This is a genomic window from Pseudomonas sp. 58(2021) (genome assembly GCF_017491585.1).
GTDB lineage: Bacteria > Pseudomonadota > Gammaproteobacteria > Pseudomonadales > Pseudomonadaceae > Aquipseudomonas > Aquipseudomonas fluorescens_BT.
The window spans coordinates 1-23058 of the sequence record NZ_JAFGYZ010000032.1 but is presented as its reverse complement, the minus strand read 5'-3'; the positions used below and the strand labels follow the sequence as shown (position 1 = coordinate 23058).

The window sequence follows — 23058 nt, the reverse complement described above, 5'->3', positions numbered from 1 at the left end:
CGCGATTGCGGACATACATTCAACACCTTCAGTGAATGTTAAGCCCTCATCGCGAGCAGGCTCGCTCCCACATTTAGTCAGGCAACGTCCTTCAGCGGGCGCTGCGTATCCATCGCAACCACCACATCATCGTTGATCAGCCGCGCCAGATACTGACCATAACCGGTCTTGCTCATGCTGCCCGCGTGCACCAGCAACTGCGCATCGTCGATCCAGCCCTTGTTGTAGGCGATCTCTTCGAGGCAGGCGATTTTCAGGCCCTGGCGTTTCTCGATGGCCTGCACGAAGTTGCCGGCTTCCATCAAGGCATCGTGGGTGCCGGTGTCCAGCCAGGCCATACCACGGCCCATCACCGATACATTCAACTTGCCGCGTTGCAGGTAGACGTTGTTGACGTCGGTAATCTCCAGCTCACCGCGTGGCGACGGCTTGATGTCGGCGGCAATCTGCAGCACTTCGTTGTCGTAGAAATACAGGCCGGTGACGGCGTAGTTCGACTTCGGATCACTCGGTTTTTCACAGATGCTCAGAGCCTTGCCGGCGGCATCGAACTCCACCACACCAAAGCGCTCGGGATCGGCCACGTAGTAACCGAACACCGTGGCCCCCTCGTCGCGAGACGCGGCCTGCACCAGGGTTTCACCGAAGCCGGCGCCGTAGAAAATGTTGTCGCCGAGCACCAGACACACATTGTCTTCACCAACAAATTCGCGACCGATGATGAACGCCTGGGCGAGGCCGTCCGGGCTTGGCTGCACCGCGTAGCTCAGGCTCAGGCCCAACTGGCTGCCGTCGCCGAGCATGCGCTGGAAACCCGGCAGATCTTCCGGGGTGGAGATGATCAGGATCTCGCGGATTTCCGCCAGCATCAGCACCGACAGCGGGTAGTAGATCATCGGTTTGTCATACACCGGCAGCGACTGTTTCGAGACGCCCAGGGTGATCGGGTGCAGACGCGAACCGGCGCCGCCTGCCAGCAGAATTCCTTTGTACTTGGCCATGCTTTTTTCCTTTCAAGCAGTGAGATTTGAATGACTGAATGTTCAGGCCACGAGGGCTTCGTCGCGTTGCTCGCCGAGGCGCTCGAGCGCGTAGGCGCCGGACATCACCCGCAACCACCAGGCGCGGTTGTCGAGGTACCAGTCGACGGTTTTCTGCATGCCGCTTTCGAAGGTTTCCTCTGGCGTCCAGCCCAGCGTCGCGTGGATTTTCCCGGCATCGACGGCGTAGCGTTTGTCGTGGCCCGGACGATCCTTGACGAAGGTGATCAGGTCGCGGAAGTGCGCGACACCTGCCGGTTTTTCTGCACCGCGTGCTTCGAGCAGATCGCACAGGGTGTGCACCACTTCCAGGTTGGTCTTCTCGTTGTGGCCGCCGATGTTGTAGGTCTGCCCGACCTCACCGCGCGTGACCACCGCATACAGTGCGCGGGCGTGATCCTCGACGAACAGCCAGTCGCGGATCTGCGCGCCGTCGCCGTACACCGGCAACGGCTTGCCTTGCAGCGCATTGAGAATGACGTGGGGAATCAGCTTTTCCGGGAAGTGATAAGGCCCGTAATTGTTCGAGCAATTGCTCATCACCACCGGCAGGCCGAAGGTGCGATGCCAGGCGCGAACCAGATGATCGGAGCCGGCCTTGGTCGCCGAATACGGCGAACTTGGCGCATACGGCGTGCGCTCGGTGAACGCCGGATCTTCGGGTTCCAGATCGCCGTACACTTCGTCGGTGGAAATGTGGTGGAAACGGAACGCCGACTGACGCGCCGCGTCCAGCCGGTTCCAGTAACCGCGCGCCGCTTCGAGCATCGTGTAGGTGCCGACGATGTTGGTTTCGATAAAGGCTTGCGGGCCATCGATCGAACGGTCCACGTGGGACTCGGCGGCCAGGTGCATCACCGCATCCGGTTGCAGCCGTGCGAACAGTTCGTCCAGCGCCGGCTTGTCGCAGATGTCGACCTGACAGAACCGGTAACGCGGCGAGTCGGACACCTCGGCCAGCGACTCGAGATTGCCGGCGTAGGTCAGTTTGTCGACGTTGATCACTTCGCATTCGGTCTCTTCGATCAGAAACCGCACCACGGCCGAGCCAATGAAGCCCGCGCCCCCTGTCACTAAAATTTTCATCAGCGCCTCCCCTGGCAAAATGATGATTGAACGTCCTTCGATGCTGTGTGCGGGTCAGTTCAACAACGCGACCCAGTATTGCGACAGCCCCTGTTCGAGAATCAGCAGCGTCTGGATGCAGACGAAGCTTTCGTCGGTGGTCGCCGAGGTCGCATTGAGCGGCCCGAAACCACCGTCCTGCTTCTGATGGGCAGCGATCCAGTCTTTCGATTCCTGCAGATACGTCGGCTGCGCGTCGAGCAGATACATCGCCGCGATGGCCATGTAAGTGCCCACCAGGCTGACCGCTTTGCCCGGTCGGTAGTGGAACGAGCCGTTGGCCAGTTGTAGCTTTTGCAGCCAGGCGACGGTCTGCTCGGCATCGACGATGCGTCGGTTGAGAATGAACAGCGTCGACACCACGCGGTACACCGAGAAGGCATCCGGCGGATAGCCGGGCTTGTTGGCGAAACCGCCATCGGCCGAGCGGCAGCGCAAGGCGAACGCCATCACGCCCTGCTCGTCCGGCGCCTTGGCTTCAAGGGCATGCAGCGACAGCACCGCCAGGTTGGTGTGCCAGATGTCCGAGCCGAAACCCGGCACATCACCGAAACCGCCGTCGGGGTTCTGGCACGCTTGCAGGTAACGCACACAAGCGCCGATATCGTTCGGCAACGCGCCCAGCACCCGCAGCGACAACACCGCGCAGTAGGTGGCGAACACATCGCTCAAGTGCCCGGGCTGCTCGGCAAATCCACCGTCGGTGTTTTGCGAAGCCCTGATGCAGTCGATCAGGCTGGCCTTGTTTTCGATTTGCAACCCCAGGGCATGCAAGTCCGAAATCACGTGCAATCCGGAAAACACCTGCCAGGTCTTGTCGGCACGGAAGCCCAGCGGCGTGGTTTCGGCGGTCAGTCCGTAAGGCGTCTGATTCGACGCCCGGGCCTTGGCCAGCCAGGCGAGATAACGCTGCAGATCGACATTGATGGTCGGCACGCCATTCGGGTGAATGTGCTGGACGTCGCCACCGCCATCGATCACTTGCAACTCACGGCTGACCAACGCCGCGTCGTCATGATGAGCAACGGCAGCGGCCGGTTCGATGGACTGCAAGGCGCGGGCAGCGGCGAGCTGGGTTTTCAGGCTTTTCAGGTGCAGCGGCAGGTACGTCAGGTTGCCGATGCTGAAAATCCCCGGCTGACGCGGCGGCGCCCAGAACTGTCGAATGAACGGCACGGTCGGGTCATCCGGCGTCGACCAGAAGTAGCCCTTGCCCATGAACAACCCACCATTGCGGGCGTCATGGAACTCCAGCAAAGCGGCAGTCACCGAAGCGCGGTCAGCGTCGCTCGCACCGGACGGCAAGACCTGAATCGCCTGCAACAGCAACGCCACGTCGTAGGCCGTCTTGATCGGGAATGGCGACTCGTGATGCTTGTACGAAGTGTGCCAGTCGCAACGTACTTTGCCGTTGATCCCGACCCGGTCCCAGTACCCGCCATAGGCCGGATCGCGGAACAGCGCCAGGGTTTGCAGCAGGAATGAACGAGCCAGGTTCGACAGCGCATTGTCGTCCCGCACATCGGCCAGACGCGCCAGCACCAGGCTGACCTGAGCGCGCACGGCGCAACGGGTCAGCGCCACATCGACACAGGATGCGCTGTCGCTGCCAGCCACCCGACCGATCAGATTTTCTGCGTGAATCTGCAAGTGCCCGACCAGCCCCAGACCCAACGGCTCGTTACTGATGCGTGCCAGCAACGCCGTGGCGCTGATATCGAGCTCGATCGAGGTCGCCAGCTCCAGCGGCGTCGACCAGTCGCTGCTGTACAGGCCGGCGATCGTGGAACGGGCGTAGAGCGCTTCGACCTTTTCCAGCAGCCCGTGAATCGCGGCATTGTTCGCCGCGTCCTGCGGCACTCGACGCTGATAGGCAATCAATGCCACCAGCGCGTCCAGTTGCAGCGCCAGCGTGCGGCAGCGCCCGGAACCGTGTGGCGTCCAGTAGCGGTCGGCCAGTTCGTGGAAACCGCCATTCGACGAATCATGCAAACGCATCAGCCCGTCATGGGCAAAACGCAGGCCGACATCGTCGCCGTGCTCGGCCTGGTAGAGCGTCGCGGCAACCTGATCCTGCAACTGCTTGTCACTGGAAATCGCAACCTCGCCACTGGTATCGGTCACAGCAAAAAAACCGCCGTACTCAATGTCCTTGAGGCCTTGATCAAATACAAACTGCGGATGCAGCGGCATGGTGAATCCCTCTTCCCTGAGGTTAAGCAGCTTTGCTTTCGGTCAGCGATACAACACGGCCGCGGCACAAATCGATGATGCGCGTCGCGGCGCGAGCGGCACCCTCGCCGTCCGGTGCGGCCACTTGCTGATGAGGTGCGTAGTAAGTGGATGACCGGGTATCTTTCTCCAGTTCGCCCTGAATCAGCTCGACGATTCGGTCACGGTCGTATCCGATATGCGTCGGGAAACCCAGCAATTCCAGACGTCGCAAAGCTTCCAGTTCGTGGTATTCGGACTTCGACGACAACAGGAACAGAGTCGGAATATTCATTGCCGCAATTTCGGTCACGGTGATCCAGCCCGGCGCCGAAATCAGCAGGCTGGCTTCGCGCAGCAGGCCCATCCAGTCCGGGTAGTACGGCACACAAACCACACCGTCCTGCTCCTCGATATCCTTGCGGCCCAGCAGCACCATTTTCAGATCCGGATTGCGTTCGCGCAGGATCTTGAAACTGTCCAGATACGCGGCAAGCAATGCGTCCTTGTTCTCCGCAAACATGGTCGTGCCGCTGATAGAGGCGACAATGAATGGCGAATCACCGAGATTGAGTTGCTCACGCACGTTCAATCCGCTCTGCACCGTGATGTCCCGGATCATCGGACCGACAAAATGTGCCTTGCCACTGGCCAGCGCTTCGGCGACCGGTGTGCCTTGGTCAAGAGCGGCAATGAACGGTTTGTCGGTCAGCACCAGCTGTGCCTGACTGATCATCCAGCTGAACTGACTGTGCAGCGCCGTCCGTGCCCGGGACATCTCCAGAGCATTCACCTCGAAGCCGCCTTCAGCCAGGTCGTGATCCTGCAGTTGGCAAAGCGTGAAGTCATAGCGTTCGGTCACGAACACCAACGGTGTGCCTGTGAAGATCGCTGCCAGGCAGGCAGCCATGTTGTAGTCCGACACCAGCACACTCGGCTTGTGTTCGGCGATCAACGCCAGGTAAGACAGGATCCGCTCACCGGACAGGAAGGTAGTCGCAATATAACTGCCGATGTAAGTAGCCCAATCAAGCTGTTTCGACAAGTTGCTCTTTTTCGAATAGTCGACCAGTCGTCCGGCGATATCCACGACTTCGATTCCAGACTTTTCGAATAAAGGAGTAAACGTCGGCTGCAAAGAAGCCAGTGCAACCGTCAGAGGCATATCCGGGCGTTGCTTCTTGATCGCCTGAGCGATGGACAGCACGCGCATGTTATGGCCGGAACCGGTCGGATTAGGGGCAAATAAAATCATTCTTGAATCTCCATTAGTTGAACAACGCCATGAACCACAGTGTTTTCCAATACATCCCTTATCACCACCGAATACGGTTTTATAACTGCACCGTCACCAATATTCAGTGGACCTACCAAGATGGCGCCCTCGCCAATAACGCAACGACTTCCAATGCGCACAGGTGCCTCCTCCCAAGGCAGTGAGCGGAACGAATGATCATGAGTAGAAGCGACAATCGTGACGCCTTCGGCCACCTCGCTGAAGGCGCCGATGGTCACACCGCCAGCGGCTTCGATGACCACACCGGCAGCCAGTCGCACGCCTGTCCCCAGTGCAATGCCGCCCAGTTGCGACATACCCCCCTGGCGGGAGCTGCGCCCGATCAGAATGCAGTCACGGGCGATTTCCACCGAAGCACCACCGCTCAACTCGGCATCAATCAAGGTTTCGTCGCTGATGTCCCAGGTCGAGGTGTCGGGGTTCATTGCCTTGAGTCGCGGCACCGATTGCGTGGACCGATCGAGCATCGACGGCAAGCCCCGGCAAGCACGGTCACGGACTTTGGCCAGCACGGGCGCCGGGCTCGGCAGGCCGTCCTCGACCACCGTGCGCCGGGCAATGACCCGCGCCGGGCGACCGACCACAATGGCATCGGCGGGTACATCCGCAGTCACCAGTGCCCCAGCGGCCACCACCGCTCCCGCGCCGATGGAAACGCCAGCCGCTACAGTGGCCTTGGCGCCCAGCCAGACGTTCTCGGCAATGCGTACCGGTGATTGCGCCGTTCCCAGGCAGCTTGCGCCCGTGGCCAGCATGCTGGAGGCGCCAAGGGAGGCGAATTGCAGATCACACTTGAACCCGATGAAACAATCATCGGCGACCTGAACGTTCTGCAGGCGACTGCCGGCACGAATCCAGACATGCCGGCCCAACTTACTCTCGTTATTCACCGTCGTCGAAACTTCAACTACATTTATGTCGTCCACAATAAAGCCTCATTCCATTGATGCCGGGCACATAAGAATCCGAAAGGCGTGCGTATCCCGCAGATATAATTCCGCCGATGCACAAATAATAATCAACTGTTTATTTATGGCTTCCATTCAAAGCACGCACAACATTGCGTCTGCGCAACTTATTAACTGACCGGTTCATTCAATTGTCGTTATTCATTAACAACAGGTAGAGGTTCACGCTTGAGCCAAAGGCCAAGTCAGTTTCATGTGAAAAAAAGCCGATTCAAGTCTGTCCGTGACTCTTGTGTAGCTCCATCAGGGTGGGATTGTCCTTTAGTACGAATGTTATAGTACAGACGATTTTGTTTTGCAATAGGTGTCCGAATGGTTATCTCGTTTTAGTCTAAAAATTGATTGAACTTTTACGGTACGCGATTGTATTAAAACCGTCATATTTGCACAGCATCGGTGAAAATCCCCGGTTTTACGGGGCTCTTCCCGTTCAGCGCTAACAGGCATATGGAGGTCGAACCCAGACATTCCGACGGTGTTCACCCACGTTACGGTGGCGACTCAAACTGCCTTTGGCCTGGAGTCGTCATGCCTGCACCTATCACCGTTCTGCGCGACACACACCCGCTGCCAGTACTCGACGCCTGCAAATGGGAGAAGCTCGAGGGCGATCCCCACACCGTCAACCTCAACGCCTACACCAGCGAAGACGGCAGCAAGATCATGGGCACCTGGATCTGCACGCCGGGCAAATGGCGAGTGGATTACGTGAAGTGGGAGTACTGCCATTTCCAGGAAGGCTACTGCGTGATCACCCCGGACGGCATGGAGCCGATCCACCTGCGCGCCGGCGACATCTTCGTCGTCGAACCGGGCATGAAGGGCACCTGGGAAGTGGTCGAGACCGTGCGCAAATATTTCGTGTTCGCCTGATACAAAAAAGCCGGGAAACCACCCGACGTGATTTCCCGGCAACACCTACTGCATTTGAATTGCAGACCTGCGACGAGCGCAGGCCTGACGACGATTACTGCGGTTTACGATAGCTGTTGATGATCGCCGAGAAATCCTTGCCACCTTCCCCACGCTGACTCATCGCCTGATACAACTGCTGAGCCACCGCGCCCAGCACCACCGGCTGATGGGCCTGACGCGCCGCTTCGGTAGCCAGCCCCAGATCCTTGAGCATCAGTTCGGCGCCAAAGCCACCTGTGTAACCACGCGAGGCCGGCGCGGTTTCGACGATGCCCGGCCACGGGTTGTACATTTCCGAGCTCCAGCAACGCCCGGTCGAGCTGTTGATGATCCCGGCAAGCACCGTGGTGTCGATGCCCAGCGCATCGCCCAGCGCCATCGCCTCGCTGACGCCGACCATGGAAATGGCGAGCAACAGGTTGTTGCAGATTTTGGCGATCTGGCCGGTGCCGACCTCACCGCAGTGCACGATGTTGCGGCCCATCTGCGCCAGCACCGGTTGCAGGGTGGCGAACAGTTCCGGGGTGGCGCCGACCATGAAGGTCAGCGTCCCGGCCGTGGCGCCGCCGGTGCCGCCGGATACCGGGGCATCGGCCATGGCCACGCCTTGCTTGGCGGCCGCCGCCGCCACATCGCGCGCCGTCTGCGGATCGATGGTGCTGCAATCCACGGCCGGCACGCCTTTGCCGATCCCGGCCAGCACGCCGTCCTCACCGAGCCAGACGCTGCGCACATGCACGGCGGCAGGCAGCATGGTGATCACCAATTCGGCATCTGCAGCAGCTTCGCGAGCCGAGGCACGGATGGTGCCGCCCAGTTGCTCAAGTTCCGCCAGCACGGTTTTGTTCAGGTCCACCAGATTCAGCGAATGCCCGGCCTTGATCAGGTTGCGCGCCATCGGTGCGCCCATGTTGCCCAGACCGATAAATGCGATTTTCATGGCCATTCCTCAGCGCAGGTTGATGGTGGTGTTCACGCCGTCATTGACGCTGTCGTCATCGAACCAGCGCGCCGTGACCGTTTTGGTCTGGGTGTAGAACTGCACCACTTGCTTGCCGTACGGGCCGAGGTCGCCGAGTTTCGAACCCCGCGAACCGGTGAAGCTGAAGAACGGCACCGGCACCGGAATCGGAATGTTGATGCCGACCTGGCCGACGTCGATTTCAGTCTGGAACTTACGCGCCGCCGCACCGCTCTGGGTGAACAGGCCCGTGCCGTTGCCGAACGGGTTGGCGTTGACCAGCGCGATGGCCTGGTCGAGGGTGTCGACTTCCAGCACCACCAGCACCGGGCCGAAGATTTCCTGGGTGTAGATCTGCATGTCGGTGGTCACCCCGGAGAACAGGGTCGGGCCGACGAAGTTGCCGTTCTCGTAACCCGGCACGCTGATGTCGCGACCGTCCAGCTCGAGTTTCGCGCCTTCCTTGATGCCGCTTTCGATCAGATCGAGAATCCGCGCCTTGGCCTTTTTCGAAATGACCGGGCCGACATCAGTGCCTGGCTCGCTGCCGGCGTTGACCTTGAGTTTCTGCGCCAGCGCTTTCAGATCCGGCAACCACTGCTTGGCCGCACCCACCAGCACCACCACCGAAGTGGCCATGCAACGCTGACCGGCCGCACCGAAACCGGCGCCGACCAAGGCATTGAGCGCTTGCTCGCGATTGGCATCCGGCAGCACTACGGCGTGGTTCTTTGCACCCATCATCGATTGCACGCGCTTGCCGTGTTTACCGGCCAGGTCATAAACGTGAGTGCCGACGGCGGTCGAACCGACGAACGAAACCGCCTTGATGTCCTTGTGGGTGCACAGGCCATCGACCACGTCCTTGCCACCATGGACGACGTTGAGCACACCGGCCGGAATGCCGGCTTCGATCGCCAGCTCCACCAGCAGCATGGTCGACAGCGGATCCTGTTCGGACGGTTTGAGCACGAAGGTGTTGCCGCAGGCGATGGCCATCGGGAACATCCACAACGGAATCATTGCCGGGAAGTTGAACGGCGTGATGCCGGCGCAAACGCCGATCGGCTGGCGCAAGGTGTAGGTATCGACACCGCCGGCGACGTTCTCGGCGAACTCGCCCATTTGCAGACTGCCGATGGAGCAGGCGTGTTCGACCACTTCCAGGCCACGGAAAATATCGCCCTCGGCATCGGCAATGATCTTGCCCTGCTCGGCGCTCAGCACCACGGCAATACGCTTGGAATGCTCGCGGATCAATGCCTGCAGCTTGAGCATGATGCGCATGCGCGCGCCGATCGGGGTCAGCTTCCAGGTCTGGAAGGCGCGCTGGGCGGCGCTGACGGCAGCGTCGACTTCAGCGGCGGTGGCGAACGGGACTTTGGCCAGTACCTGCTGGGTCGCCGGGTTGACGATGTCGTGCCACTCGGTGGTCTGCGACTCGACCCACTCGCCGTCGATCAGCAGCTTGACCTTCTGGACCGTGGTTTCGTTGGGCGTAAGCGATGCGTTCATGCTGGTCTCCAGAAATTGTTTTTATCTTGGGAGCCAAGGCGAAGGTTCGCCTTGAGATGAGGCGTGTGTCACGAATTGGTTGTCGGACTGTTTTTGGAGTATAGATGTGCAAACTTCTAATAAGAACGCACATATAAGCCCGTCCATCATGCAAAAAAACATCACGTCTCTAGGTTCGCTGAACTGGGACGACCTCAAGTTTTTCCTCGAAGTCGCCCGTACCCGCAAGGCCAGCACAGCGGCCAAACGCCTGGCGGTGGACTACACCACCGTGTCGCGGCGGATCAGTTCGCTGGAAGCGGCGCTCGGCACCTTGCTGTTCGAAAAGTCCCGCACCAGCGGTTTCGTGCTGACTGCCGAAGGCCAGCGTCTGCTGAGCTATGCCGAATCGATCGAAAGCACACTGCACATGGCCTGCGAGCAGGTGTCCGGCTCTGGCGTCGCGCTGTCCGGGCATGTGCGGATGGGCTGCACCGAAGGTTTCGGCAGCTTCTTCATCACCCCGCAGTTAAGCCACTTCGTCGACGCCTACCCGGCAATCTCGGTGGACATCCTGCCGCTGCCACACTTCATCAGCCTGTCCAAACGCGAGGCGGACATCGTCATCGCCCTTGAACGCCCGGAGCACGGGCCGTATGTGTGCTGCAAACTCTGCGACTACCGTTTGCAGCTCTACGCGACCCAGGAATATCTGGACAAACACCCGCCGATCCGCCGCCCCGCCGACCTGGGCAAGCATCAATTCATCAGTTACGTGGATGACCTGGCGTTCAGCTCGGAGCTGCTGTATCTGGCGAACGTGCTGCCCGGCGCCAGCGCCAATTTGCGCAGCACCAGCGTGATCGCGCAATTCGTGGCGGCGCAGCAGGGGCGCTCACTGGCGATTCTGCCGTGCTTCCTCGCGGCCCAGGACCCGCGCCTGTTGCCGGTATTGCCGGAGGAAATCGACATTACCCGGCAGTTCTGGATGTACTGCCGGGAGGATTTGCGCAAGCTCAAGCGGATCACCCTGTTGTGGGATTACATCCGCGAAGTGACCGAGTGCAATCAGTCGCTGTTGATGGGGCAAACGCGGGAGATGCAGTTTGCCGACTAGTCGGCGCTGACCACGATCGACACCCGGCGGTTTTCGGTGCGGCCGGCAGCGGTGTCATTGGAGGCCACCGGTTCGCGGCTACCCAGGCCTTGCAGCTGGATGTTCTCTTCCTTCATGCCGACCGACGTCAGCACTTTGCCGACACTTTTTGCCCGGCGCAAAGACAGCTGCTGGTTGTAGGTTTCCTTGCCCGAGGCATCGGTGTGGCCATCCACCCGTACCCGTTCGATGCCGACACCCAGCAACGCTTTGCCGATACGCTCGACGATTTCGGTACTTTGCTTGTTCAGGCTTTCGACATCGCTGCCAAACAACACTTTGCCCGACAGGCCGAACTCCCAGCCGTCGTCGGTCAGCTCAAAGCCTTGCTGCTTGAGCACGGCAATCTGCGCCGGTGTCAGGCCTTTTTGCGGAGCGGTCTGGCATCCGGTCAGGGCCAGCATGGCCGTCAGCAATAGAGTGGAAAACAGTCGAACGGCAATCGAGAACACGGGCATCAGCTCCTGGTTTGAACGGAATCGACCGGGTGCTCCGACCCGGCGGTGAATTGGGCGCCACGGGACAGGCGCTTGGCTTGATACATCGCGGCGTCGGCCGCATCGAGCAAAGTGCCGGGCGTGGCGCCATGATCGGGGTAAACCGCAATACCGATACTGAGCGAGGTCACCACAAGGGTGTCGCCCGGTACCGCAATGGGGGTGTCCATGCTGGCGAGGATCTTGTCGGCAATGCGCTCTGCGTCTTCGGTCTTGTGCAACGGTGTCAGCAGAACGGCAAATTCATCACCGCCCAGACGCGCTACCAAATCCTCTTCACGCAACTGCGCCCGCACCCGGTTCGCTACCGCTACCAAGACCGCATCACCGGCCGCGTGGCCAAAATTGTCATTGATTTCCTTGAAACGATCACTGTCCAGAAACAGCACCGCTACGCGCTCGTTGAGTTTGCTGGCGCTGCGCAATGCACGAATCAGGCGGCCCTCGAAAAACGCCCGGTTGGGCAGTCCCGTGAGGCTGTCGTGTGTCGCTTGGTGGGCAAGGGTTTCGTTCTCGTTTTGCAGGTGGGTCTGCCACGATTCCAGCTCATCGAGCAGAGCGTTGAAGTCGTTGCCGAGGTTGTCGAGTTCGGCGATTTTCGCCGGTGGTACGCGCCGGTCCAGCGCACGTTCGCTGCGGGCGGCGTGGGCCACTGCGGCGAGGCTGTGCAATGGCCCAGTAATTCCGTGCAACTGGCGACGCGCCAGAAAGAGCGCGACCCAGGCGCTGATCGCGGTGCAGAGTACGATCCCCGCCAGTCCGCTCAACAAAAAGCGCATCAGGCTGCCACCGTGGCCGGTCAGCAAAATCCGGCCGATCTCATGATCCTGATGCAGGATCGGCAGACTGATCGGCTTTTCCAGGATTGCCCCCGTCACTTGCATTTCCAACGCGGAAAACAGGCCGTTCTCCGGACGCTGCCAGTGCGCCAGCACTTGACCCTGACTGTCCAGCACCTGAGCGTCTGCCACTTCTTCGGTCGAGGCGATCAGCGCCAGCGCTTCCGTCGCGGCGGCCTTGTCGTTGAATACCACCGCGGCTTCCACGGTGTAATTGATCGAGCGGGCGATGAGGTGCAGGTTGTGATCGGCATAGACCCGCAGCGCCAGGACGCCGAGCAGGGTCAACGACACACTGGCCATCGCCACGGCCACCAGCGCGACAATCAAATGCCCGCGACCGATGACCGAGCCCAGGGTCGGACGTCCAGTGGAAGGGTCACGTCTCATGGGGCCGCCGGCTTGCGGCGCGACAACTGCAGCACGCTTGGATGAATACGAACACCACTACGGGCGACGGAATCGAGATTGACTTCGAAAGACACCTGCTCGTCACCAACCCGCAGGCAGAACAGGCTGCCGACCGTGCACTGATCGCCGCCCTCGCTGATGCTCAGTACAGGATGGCCAATCAGCGACGCGAACAATCGGCTGCGTTCATCGGCGGTAAGTTTGCCGATGTAGACGGCGTCGCATTCACTGACGACCGACGGGTTGTCTGCCAGCAGACGACGCACGTTGACAGGCCGCCCTGTCGCTTGTGTCGTGCCTTTCACCAGATCATCCGTGTATTCGGTGGGACCGACGATGCACAGACGCAACTGTGCAGGTTCGACCGGCCAGCGCGCATAACTGAGAATGCCCAGCACCACTTGAGTGACCGACCTGGCCCTTTGCTCAGCCATACCCACTGGCCTTTCCGGCTGGGCAGCCGCTACACCCGTGAGCAAACAGAGCAGAACGGCAAGCAACGCTCGCTTGCTGTCAACTACGCGCTCTGTCGCCCAGACAGCCAGCTTCATGCAGGGATTCTCTTGGATCGTTACGAAATGATGCCGCAACGATAGCACAGCGTTGGAACGCCAGCGATACAGCCCCTCTGACCGGTCGGTCAGATAACGCCGGCAATCATTGGCAGCTTCACCCTCGAAGCGTCGCCCCCTCCTCCAGTTCCAGCATCAGACCGCTCAAGCGCTTGACCTTGCGCTGCACCGCTTCCTCGAATACCCCGGCTCGCGGTTCGATCAAGGTGAACCAGTGTTTGGCTCGGGTAATGCCGGTGTAGATCAGCTCTTTGGTCAATACCGGATTCAGGGCGTCGGGAAGGATCAACGCGGTATGGGCAAACTCAGAGCCTTGCGACTTGTGCACCGTCATGGCGTACACGGTTTCCACATCATTGAGCCGGCTCGGCAACACGAACCGCACCCCACCGCGCCCATCGTTACGCGGGAACGCCACCCGCAGCACCAGTTCACCGGCGTTCGGCCCCTCTCGTTCAGGCAGTTTGAGAGCAATGCCGATGTCACCGTTCATCAGCCCCAGGCCATAGTCATTGCGGGTCATCAGGACCGGACGACCTTCATACCATTGCTGGTCACGGTCAATCAGCCGCGCCTTGATCAGCGCGTCGGTGATGCGCTGGTTCAGCCCCTCGACGCCCCACGGCCCTTTACGCACCGCGCACAGCAGCTGGAAGGTATCGAACGCCTGCAAGACCTCACGCGCCCAATCGAGCCAACCGGGATGCTCAAGGGGAGCTCCGGCAGGCGGGCGCTGATTGCGCAGAACGCTCAAGTAATGCCGATAACCGCAAGGGCCCTCGCCATGCCCTTCCAGAACAAGACGCTCCAGTGCGTGGTCCTGCTCACCTTTGAGCGCCAGTGAATACACATCGTCATGGCTTCGTGCAGCCAACAGTTGGCGGGCCTCATCCGGCAATTGCTGATTCACCCGTCGCGCAAGCTGACCGATGCCACTGCCCTCGCCGAAACGCCGCGAGTGACGCAACATCACCACTTGCTGCGCCAATGGGTGCGTACCGTCGCTGTCCTCGTGCAAACCGGCGTCCTGCAAGGATTCCCCGCTCACGGACTCCAGCCACTGACGTGTCTGCGGACTGTACCAACCCGCCTCGGCATCGCGGCACAAATCCCCCAGCACCGCACCGGCCTCGACAGAGGCCAGTTGATCCTTGTCGCCCAACAACACCAGGCGAGCATGTGACGGCAACGCATCAAGCAGGTTGGCCATCATTTCCAGGTCGATCATGGATGCTTCGTCGACCACCAACACATCCAGCGGCAAGCGGTTGCCCGCATGATGACGAAAGTGCCGGGTACCGGGACGACTGCCCAGCAAGCGGTGCACGGTCGTTACCTCGGAAGGGATTTTTTCCCGAACGGCCTCGGCGACTTTCAGCGATTGCACTTGCTGGCTGATGGACTCGGTCAACCGCGCAGCCGCTTTACCCGTGGGCGCGGCCAGACGAATACGCAAAGGCTGGCCGGCTTCGACGGCGGGAGCCTGAAGCAAGGCCAGCAAACGCACCACGGTGGTGGTCTTGCCGGTGCCCGGCCCGCCCGTGACGATGCTGAAAGCACCTCGAGTCGCCAGTGCGCAGGCGAGTTTCTGCCAGTCGATCACCCCGGTTTTCATTGCCGCCCCGAACAACTCGTCAAGACGCTGCGACAGGTCGCTCGGCGTCGATTCATGCTCCGCGAGGCGCTGACGCAGTGCCGTGTCGATGCGTCGCTCATAGGCCCAGTATCGCCGCAGGTACAGGCGTTTGCCGGACAGCACCAGGGGACATTGCCGTGCAGACTCACTCTCGTCGGCAGCCAGCGCCACCAGCGAACTGCCGGCCAGCACCTTGCACCAGTGCGCCCCTTCCAGGGTTTCAAGCAATTGCGATGGCAGCAACAACACACCCGATTGCACGTCCCCCTCCGGCGGCAGGGACAGGGCGAAGTCCGGAGCCTTGAGGGTTTCAAACAGATCCAGGCACACATGACCATGACCGAGCTGGTGACTGGTCAAAGCGGCGGCAAGCAGAACCAGCGGATCGGCGTCTGGCACCAACTCATGAAGAAACGTCACGAATGCCTTGTCCAGAGCCCGCAGCCATCCTCGTTCTACCCAGTGGGTCAGCAACTGCAGCAAGTCCTCGGCCCGCAACAGGGGCGTCAGTTGGGCAAGACTGTCTGCATCCAGCGCAATCGGCGACAAATGCGCAAAGGTGCGGCTCATAGCAACTCTCCCTGTTCCCATACCGGCTCGGATTTCGGTTCCGGTTTGCCCTGGAACATCCGGTCCAGACGCTCGATCAGCTCCCGCGGCGGTCGCACGAAATACACACCACCGCTGTCGGCACGTGTGCCCCGCAGGAACAGATACAGCGCACCGCCAACATGCCGGTCGTAATCGTAATCGGCGAGGCGGGCCTTGAGCTGACGATGCAGAGCCAGCAGATACAACACATATTGCAGATCGTAGCGATTTTCCAGAATCGACTGTTCCATGGCCTGTTCGGTGTAGGCGGCGTCATCGACGCCCAGCCAGTTGGATTTGTAGTCCGCCACGTAATAACGACCGTCATGTTCGAAGGTCAGGTCGATGAAGCCTTTGAACATGCCGTTGAGTTGCACCGCTTCGGCGGCGACCCGGGCAACACCGCCGTGGGTGAACTTGCGAACCTGTTCGTCGAGTCTGACGACATCGACCTTGTGGCTGGCGAACCAGAACTCCATCTCGACCCGATACCGTTTCAATTGCTCCAATACGACCGGTGGTCGGCCGGTACCTGCGGGCATCGGCGACTTGAGCAGATGCTGCAGCCAGTCACTGAGGGTCGTGATCCAGCCTTCCCAGCCGCGACGATTGCAGCGTCGGCCGATCGCGTCTTCCAGTGCCTCGCGTGAAACCGCGAAACCTTCATCACCGGCCCATTCGAGCAGTCCGTGGAGAAATGTTCCCGGATTCGGTCCACGAGGGAAGCGGTGAATATCAGCGCCTCCCGGGATGATCTCCCGGTGGGCGTCGGGTTCAAGGCGCTCGTCGTCGAACAGTTTCTGCGCTTGCGGACTGTCCGGCGCGTCCTCACTGCCCATACTCAACACATCACTGATCCGCAAAGCACTGTAGGAGGCGATCCACCAGTTTTCGCTGGCCTTGCGTTTGGGTACCAACGTGGCACTGAGGGTTGCTTCGTTGCGCGGTGGCCGGTAGTGGTCACTGGTTGCCAGCGGCATTTCAACGATGCTCAGCGCAGGACAGTGCTGTTGCAGATCATCGAGCCAACGAATCAAACCGCTGGACTCACTCAGTGACGCACCACCACCCAGCAAATAGCCAAGTGCTGAAAGATGCAGGACCGAACTGCTGTTATTACCGCGCTTGAGGTCCGTCACGCCAAGCCAGCAGGCATGTTGTGCCCTGGTCAGCGCGACATAGAGCAAACGCAGATCCTCCGCCAGACGCTCATTGTCGGCCAGGGCAATCAGCTCGGCATCAGGTTTGAGACTGACCCGAGCGTTGCCGGATGCATCGTGGTAATGCAACGGCAGCCGACTGCCATCCACGGGTTTGGCCGAGCAGATGAAGGGCAGAAATACCAGCGGATACTCAAGTCCCTTGGACTTGTGAATGGTCACGACCTTGACCAGTTGCTCGTCGCTTTCAAGGCGCAGGATCTGCTCCTCACCGGCTTGACCAGACAACGCCAGGTGCTCGGACAAATGCCGGATCAGCGCCTGCTCTCCATCCAGTTCCGAGGCCGCTTGTTGCAGCAGCTCTGACAAGTGCAGCAAGTTGGTCAGCACCCGATCACCGTCACTGCGTGCAATCAAGGTTCGAGGCAAATGGAAGTCATGCAGAAAGCGCCGCAACATCGGCAGCACGCCTTGTTTGCGCCAGATCTCGCGATAGGCTCGGAATTGCATGACGCGTGCCTCCCAGACCAGTTCGTCCTGATTCAGGCGCTCCAGCTCTGTCAACGGCAGATTCAACGTGGTGCAGGCCAGGGCTGCTTTCAACGAGCGCTCGACATCCGGTTCGGCACAGGCCTTGAGCCAGGCCAACAGGTCATGGGCCTCTTGAGCCGCGAAGACAGAATCCTTGTCCGACAGGTAAACACTGCGCACCCCTCGGGCTGCAAGCTCACCGCGTATCGCTTGAGCCTCTTTGCCGTCGCGCACAAGAATTGCGATGTCCGCCGGTTGCAGCCCGCGAAAATCCCCGCCGTCCTGCGCGAAACCAGCGCTGCCCGTTTGTCCGCCATTGAGCAGGGCAGTGATTTCACTGGCGCAGGCCGCCGCCAACTGCTGGCGATAGACCGCACCGGAGACTGGTTGCTCGGTAGATAAACGCCAGACATTCAGCGCCGGCACGTCTTGCCCGCAAATCAGTAAATGTTCCTTGCGCCCCTGAGAATCCACCGGCTGAAACGGCACCGGGTTATCACCGTTTGGCTCTCGAAACAGGAACGCGCCGCGTCCCTGTTCACGGGACTCCGCACGCTCGAACACCTGATTTACCGCCTTGACCATCCCGTGACTGGAGCGAAAGTTCGTGCCCAACGTATGTAGCCGCCCGGCGGTTGCTATTCGCGCACGCAGGTAGGTGTAGATGTCCGCACCACGGAAGGCATAGATCGCCTGCTTCGGGTCCCCGATCAGAAACAGACCGGTCTCGGGTTGGTTTTCCTCGATGCGATAAATGCTCTCGAAGATCCGGTACTGCACCGGATCCGTGTCCTGGAACTCGTCGATCATGGCGACCGGAAACTGCTCGCGGATAAGCGTGGCGAGTCGCTCGCCGCCTTCGGATTGCAAGGCTGCGTCGAGTCGCAGCAGCATGTCGTCGAAACCCATTTCGGCACGTCGACGCTTTTCTTCCTCAAAGCGCTCGCCCACCCATTTGGCGGCGTGCTGCAGCACCGCGGCATCGGGGGTTGGCAGCCCGTCGAGGCTCGACTTGAGTACCTGCATGGCGTCCAGCCCCGGATGGCTCGGTGGCTCGCCTTTCCAGGCTTCGGCCATGCCCTCAGGCGTCAGCCGGGTAAATCCGGTTCCGATATCCAGTTGTTCCTCAGACTCGTCTCCGGCCCAGGTCTTGAGCTTTTCGAACCAAGACTCGAAGTACCGGGCCTGAATCTTGCGCCCGTCGACTGTCTTGCTGGCGACGCCCTGATGACAAATGGCAAGCAGCTCATCCGCCCACTGCTGCCACGGCTTTTTCAATTCAACCAATGCAGCCCGGCGCTCTTGCAGGCACTCTTCGATCAATTCAGCCGGAGATCTGCCTTGCGCTCCATTACGTTCAGTACCGAAGAGAGCACGTACACGAGGCAACAGAGCGGCCGGCCCTCCCCAGTGACTGCGGACCCAATTCAGGGCATCCCCCTGCATCGGATAACAGAACAGGCGCCAGTAATCGCGGAGCACTTCGCCCAGCAGATCGCTGTGATCGGTTTCGAGGGTCTGGGTAAACAGGCTGCCGCTGTCGAATGCGTGTTCGCGAAGCATGCGCTGACACCAACTGTGGATCGTCGAGACGGCAGCCTCGTCCATCCATTGCGCGGCGATATCCAGTCGGTTGGCGCAAACGGGCCATTGCTGAGGGTCGAACTGCGCGCGCAGCTCGTCGATCAACGTATCAGGGGGCGGCGTCTCGTCACGGAAGAAGCGTGCGGCCTCGGCCAGGCGTGTGCGAATGCGCTCGCGTAACTCCTTGGTCGCCGCATCGGTGAAGGTCACCACAAGAATCTGCGGTGGCAGCAGCTCGCGACCGAAGCCACTCGCATCACCTCCGTGACCAAGGATCAAGCGCAGATACAACGCAGAGATCGTGAACGTCTTGCCAGTACCTGCGCTGGCCTCGATCAGTTGACTGCCCTTCAACGGAAACGACAGGGCAAGTGGCTGCCTTGTACTCATGAACGTACCCCCGCGCTGGCCAAGGATTGCCAAGGGGCTTCGATCACTGGGCGGTATAAAGCGTTGCACCAATCGGGGAAGGTCTCCTCGGCCAACAACGCATCGAAATCCGGGAACTGTCGCGCCAGGGCGGGGCTTTCGCGTCGCTCACCTTCGCTGGTCTGACCATCCCCCTCGTAGGCTTTGCGGGCAGCGGCTTCAGCCTTCAGCGAGTCATTCTGACCCAGCCATGCAAAAGCGGTTTTCACCACAACCGGGAGCGGTTGACGCATTCCTGACTGCCAGGCGAGCAGCAGATCTTCGAGTATTCTCCAGGCCCGATCCTGTTCCATTGGTTCAAGTAAAAGGGTGTCGTCACTGGCGACCAGCGCAGTCGTCAAAGCAAGCCCACTTGCACAAGCGACCAGATGACTGACCCATGGTTTGGTCAGACGGTGCCATTTGCGGTTTTTGATCGAACCGATGCTGTTGGGGATCGTCGTCACCGACAACACCCCGCCATCGGCGCGTTGGTGCAGACCTCCAAGCCACCCTTCCAGCCGTAATCCCTGCCATTGAAGATTGATCGGGGTGGCACCGGTCAACGGAGTTGGCCAAAGCGTCAGCAGTTGATGATAGCGGTGCAGCAAGTCAGGAAGCGGTTCGATCAACTCTCGCTGCAGGCACTCACCGAAACCCGCCATGGGCAGCAGCCCGCTGTTTTGCAGGCGCCGCGCTTGAGCTTCAAGCGCCTGATCGACATTCTCCGGTTGTCTCAAGGCTGCTTCCAGAAGGCTGTCGCTCAGTGAGTATCGTTGCAATGCGTCCAGCACAAAGGGTTCTTCATCCGCCTGAGGTGCCTGCGCCGCTTCGAAGTAAACCTTCAGTCGCTGGGTAAAAAAGTGTCGAACCGGGTTACGCAGAAAGTCCTGCAGCAATGCGAGACTCAGGGGCTCTTCCTGAACATGGGGTCCAAGCTTACTTGCCACCTCAGTAGGTTCATGATGCTGGTGCAGCACCTGCCATTCGCTGGCATAACTGAACAGCTCGTTGCCTTCATGAAAGTAGCGTGAGCTGAATGGCTGGAGTGGATGCTCCTGAGTCAGGACTTCCAGAATATTGGCCTTTTCATCCGTTGTTCGCCAACCACTGGCGAGATGATCACGCAACTGACCGATAAGTACCGAGGGTGGTCGTTCACTGTTGTCACGGATACTGCGCCCGACCCAACTGATGTAAAGCTGATGGCGAGCAGACAGCAGCGCTTCCAGCAACAGATAGCGATCATCCTCACGACGGGAGCGATCTCCCGGCCGGTAATCACTGCCCATGAGGTCGAAGTCCAGCGGTGGTTGTGCCCGGGGATAATCGCCATCGTTCATGCCCAGAAGACAAACCAGCTTGAATGGAATCGCCCGCATCGGCATCAGGGTACAGAAGTTCACTGCACCGGCCAGGAATCGCTGGGACAAACGCCCCTGATCCAGCCCTGCCAGCCATGCCTCGCGAACAACGGTCAGCGGTAACTCGTCTTCAAGTCCGACGGACTCGCAGGTCTCCAGCCATGTCTCGCGCAGCTCCTCGAGCTGAGTCAGCAAGTAGTCGTCATGCTCATTGCTGGCCTTGAAAAACAACTGCATCAGTACCTGTAACCGACTCCCCCACTCTTGAGGTTTCGCAGGCTTCAGTAATTGCTGGTGCGAGTACTCCAAGGCATCCAGCAAGGCGACCAGAGGACCGATCAACGCAGCATCGAGACCGCCAATTTCATCGTAGGGCTCGATGCCCGCGCAGGCACTGGAATCGCCAACTGCATATCCGAGGAGCATCCGTCTCAGGCCAAAACGCCAGCTGTTTTGCTCCAGTTCATTTGGCAATCCCAGTCCGGCACGTTGGTCAGCGTCCATCCCCCAACGCACACCGGCGCCTTCGATCCAGCGATGCAGAGTCGGCAAATCCCGCTCCTCCACACCGAACCGTGCGCGTAACGCCGGAACATCGAGCAAGTCGAGGATTTCGCTGACGGGAAAACGACTGTCTGGCAGTTTGAGCAGGTGCTCGACAGCGATCAGTAATGGATCCCGACCCCGTTGCCCCTGGTCTGCCAGCGTGAAAGGAATGAACCGAGGATCCTGACGGTCCAGTTGTCCGAACACCGCACGGACATGCGGTGCATAACTATCGATGTCAGGCACCATCACGATCACGTCGCGAGGGCGTAATTGCGGATTGGCGCTGAAGCGGGCCAGAAGCTGGTCGTGGAGAATCTCTACTTCGCGCTGCGCACTATGGGCTATGTGGAATCGAATCGATTGGTCCTGCTTCAAATCGACCTCAGGCCAGAGCTCACGGGTCTCGCTGAGTGGACGCAGCTCCAGAATGTCATCCTGCAACTGGTTGAGCATGTTTTGTGGAAGAGTGTCACTGAACAGGTCGATACGGCCGTTGCGAAATGCCGCCCGATAGCTGCCGGGGTCGTCATAGCTGTCCAGCAGATTAATGTAGTCACGGCCTTGCTTGCCCCAGGCGGCAAGCAGCGGATGGGCGTGTTGATGCAGTGACTCTGGATCCAGCACCACGGGCATGCCGTTCTTGCGAGCCTGACGCTTGTATTGATGACGCAACAGATCCTTGTCGGCAACGATATCGGCCCAATGATAACGGCAAGGGTTGTGCACGCAGAGCAGAACCTGGCTGAAACGGGCCAGCCCTGCCAATGCTTCCAATACTTGCGCGGGCAGCGAAGAAATTCCGAAAACGATTACCCGAGACGGCAAGCCTGTCGGTGCATGTTCAAGATTGTTGATGCGCTCGATGAATCGCTGGTGCACGCCTGCCCGACTTTGAGCCATGCCCTGCTCACCGACATCTTCAAGCAATGCACGCCATAGCTCTGCCTGCCAGCAACTGGTGCTGGGAAGTGGTTTCACTTCCCCCCTGACATTTCGTAGCTGATGGCGCCCCTCGGCCCAATCCTCAAGCCAGTCGGCACGGTATACCTGATATTGATCGAACAGATCCGCCAATCGCTCGGACAACTGGTAGCGCTTGCGCAAGTCGGTGTCATGGGTCAGGAATCGTTGCAGTGGTTCGAAATACGGCAGGTTGATGAGCTGCGGCAGCAAGCGCATCAGTCGCCAGGTCAAAGGGGCCTTGTCGAGCAAGGACTTGGCCGGAATCTCATCTCGCCCCAGCACCATGCGGTAAAGCTGCCACATGAAGCTGCCCGGCAATTGCACATCAATTGCGGCGGCAATGCCGCAGCCGCCAAGGTCATCCTCTTCAGGATCCTCGGCTAACGCGAGCTTGAGCCATTGGGCTATGCCGTTGCTCTGCACGAGCGCAATTTCGTTCTCCAAGGGAGCCAACGGATAACGCCGCATTATGCCGATCACAAGGCTGCGCAGTTCGTCCAGGCTGTTGCTCTGAACCACCATGAATGCAGCATTGAGGGACTGTGTGTCCGGCATAAGGCTTCCTTGGAAAAATACAAAAGCTAGGGCTGAACCTTAGCATTGTCGGCCGGCGAGGACAGCCGCAAGGCGGCTGAGAATGCTGTAAGAACTTTCCCGCAGGCAAAACAAAACCCCAACTGCTTTCGCAATTGGGGTTTCGGAATTCAATCTTGACGATGACCTACTCTCACATGGGGAAACCCCACACTACCATCGGCGATGCATCGTTTCACTTCTGAGTTCGGG

15 protein-coding genes are annotated in these 23058 nt (G+C 59.9%); 2 read left to right on the top strand and 13 right to left on the bottom strand.

Features of this window, described 5'->3' with window-relative positions; all coding sequences use genetic code 11:
• Positions 1-77: 77 nt before the first annotated feature.
• The 5 genes from rfbA to J5M72_RS26755 are packed head-to-tail and all read right to left on the bottom strand — an operon-like array spanning position 78 to position 6545.
• A complete protein-coding gene (gene rfbA, locus J5M72_RS26775) occupies positions 78-1001 on the bottom strand; it encodes a glucose-1-phosphate thymidylyltransferase RfbA (RefSeq protein ID WP_169428749.1) in 924 nt (307 codons plus the stop codon).
• A gap of 42 nt (positions 1002-1043) precedes the next feature.
• Positions 1044-2126: a dTDP-glucose 4,6-dehydratase gene (rfbB, locus tag J5M72_RS26770; protein ID WP_207867861.1), complete on the bottom strand. Its 1083-nt coding sequence runs from the start codon at positions 2124-2126 to the stop codon at positions 1044-1046.
• Between the two features lie 54 nt (positions 2127-2180).
• A complete protein-coding gene (locus tag J5M72_RS26765; RefSeq protein ID WP_207867859.1) occupies positions 2181-4358 on the bottom strand; it encodes a prenyltransferase/squalene oxidase repeat-containing protein in 2178 nt (725 codons plus the stop codon).
• 22 nt (positions 4359-4380) lie between these two features.
• Positions 4381-5631 (bottom strand): hypothetical protein, encoded by a 1251-nt coding sequence (locus J5M72_RS26760; protein WP_207867857.1) that lies wholly within the window; start codon positions 5629-5631, stop codon positions 4381-4383.
• Positions 5628-6545 carry a DapH/DapD/GlmU-related protein gene (locus tag J5M72_RS26755; RefSeq protein WP_243433510.1) on the bottom strand — a complete coding sequence of 306 codons (918 nt, stop codon included), beginning with the start codon at positions 6543-6545 and terminating at the stop codon, positions 5628-5630. Before J5M72_RS26755 ends, J5M72_RS26760 begins: the two co-directional genes overlap by 4 nt.
• A gap of 624 nt (positions 6546-7169) precedes the next feature.
• Between J5M72_RS26755 and J5M72_RS26750 the strand changes: the two genes are divergently transcribed.
• Positions 7170-7514, top strand: a complete 345-nt coding sequence (locus J5M72_RS26750) for a cupin domain-containing protein (protein ID WP_007953863.1) — start codon at positions 7170-7172, stop codon at positions 7512-7514.
• A 94-nt stretch (positions 7515-7608) separates the two neighbouring features.
• Here J5M72_RS26750 and mmsB read toward each other — a convergent pair whose 3' ends face one another.
• Positions 7609-8496, bottom strand: a complete 888-nt coding sequence (gene mmsB / locus J5M72_RS26745) for a 3-hydroxyisobutyrate dehydrogenase (protein WP_169428744.1) — start codon at positions 8494-8496, stop codon at positions 7609-7611.
• Between the two features lie 9 nt (positions 8497-8505).
• Positions 8506-10032 (bottom strand): CoA-acylating methylmalonate-semialdehyde dehydrogenase, encoded by a 1527-nt coding sequence (locus J5M72_RS26740; protein ID WP_207867853.1) that lies wholly within the window; start codon positions 10030-10032, stop codon positions 8506-8508.
• 148 nt (positions 10033-10180) lie between these two features.
• Between J5M72_RS26740 and J5M72_RS26735 the strand changes: the two genes are divergently transcribed.
• On the top strand, positions 10181-11128 hold the full coding sequence (locus J5M72_RS26735; RefSeq protein ID WP_207867850.1) for a LysR family transcriptional regulator: 948 nt from the start codon (positions 10181-10183) through the stop codon (positions 11126-11128).
• Here the strand turns inward: J5M72_RS26735 and J5M72_RS26730 are convergent.
• The 6 genes from J5M72_RS26730 to recC all read right to left on the bottom strand — a co-directional run bounded on the left by J5M72_RS26730 (position 11125) and on the right by recC (position 22827).
• Complete coding sequence (locus J5M72_RS26730; protein WP_207867907.1) at positions 11125-11619, bottom strand: OmpA family protein; 495 nt, start codon at positions 11617-11619, stop codon at positions 11125-11127. The genes J5M72_RS26735 and J5M72_RS26730 overlap by 4 nt on opposite strands.
• Before the next feature lie 5 nt (positions 11620-11624).
• Positions 11625-12893, bottom strand: coding sequence for a diguanylate cyclase (locus J5M72_RS26725; protein WP_207867848.1), 1269 nt, complete (start codon positions 12891-12893; stop codon positions 11625-11627).
• Entirely contained in the window at positions 12890-13465 is a 576-nt protein-coding gene (locus J5M72_RS26720; RefSeq protein ID WP_207867845.1) for a YfiR family protein, read from the bottom strand. The genes J5M72_RS26725 and J5M72_RS26720 overlap by 4 nt, the downstream gene beginning before the upstream one ends.
• Before the next feature lie 118 nt (positions 13466-13583).
• Positions 13584-15692, bottom strand: coding sequence for an exodeoxyribonuclease V subunit alpha (recD, locus tag J5M72_RS26715; protein ID WP_207867843.1), 2109 nt, complete (start codon positions 15690-15692; stop codon positions 13584-13586).
• Positions 15689-19378, bottom strand: coding sequence for an exodeoxyribonuclease V subunit beta (recB, locus tag J5M72_RS26710; protein WP_207867841.1), 3690 nt, complete (start codon positions 19376-19378; stop codon positions 15689-15691). Before recB ends, recD begins: the two co-directional genes overlap by 4 nt.
• Positions 19375-22827 carry an exodeoxyribonuclease V subunit gamma gene (gene recC, locus J5M72_RS26705; protein WP_207867839.1) on the bottom strand — a complete coding sequence of 1151 codons (3453 nt, stop codon included), beginning with the start codon at positions 22825-22827 and terminating at the stop codon, positions 19375-19377. Before recC ends, recB begins: the two co-directional genes overlap by 4 nt.
• Positions 22828-23058 lie beyond the last annotated feature (231 nt).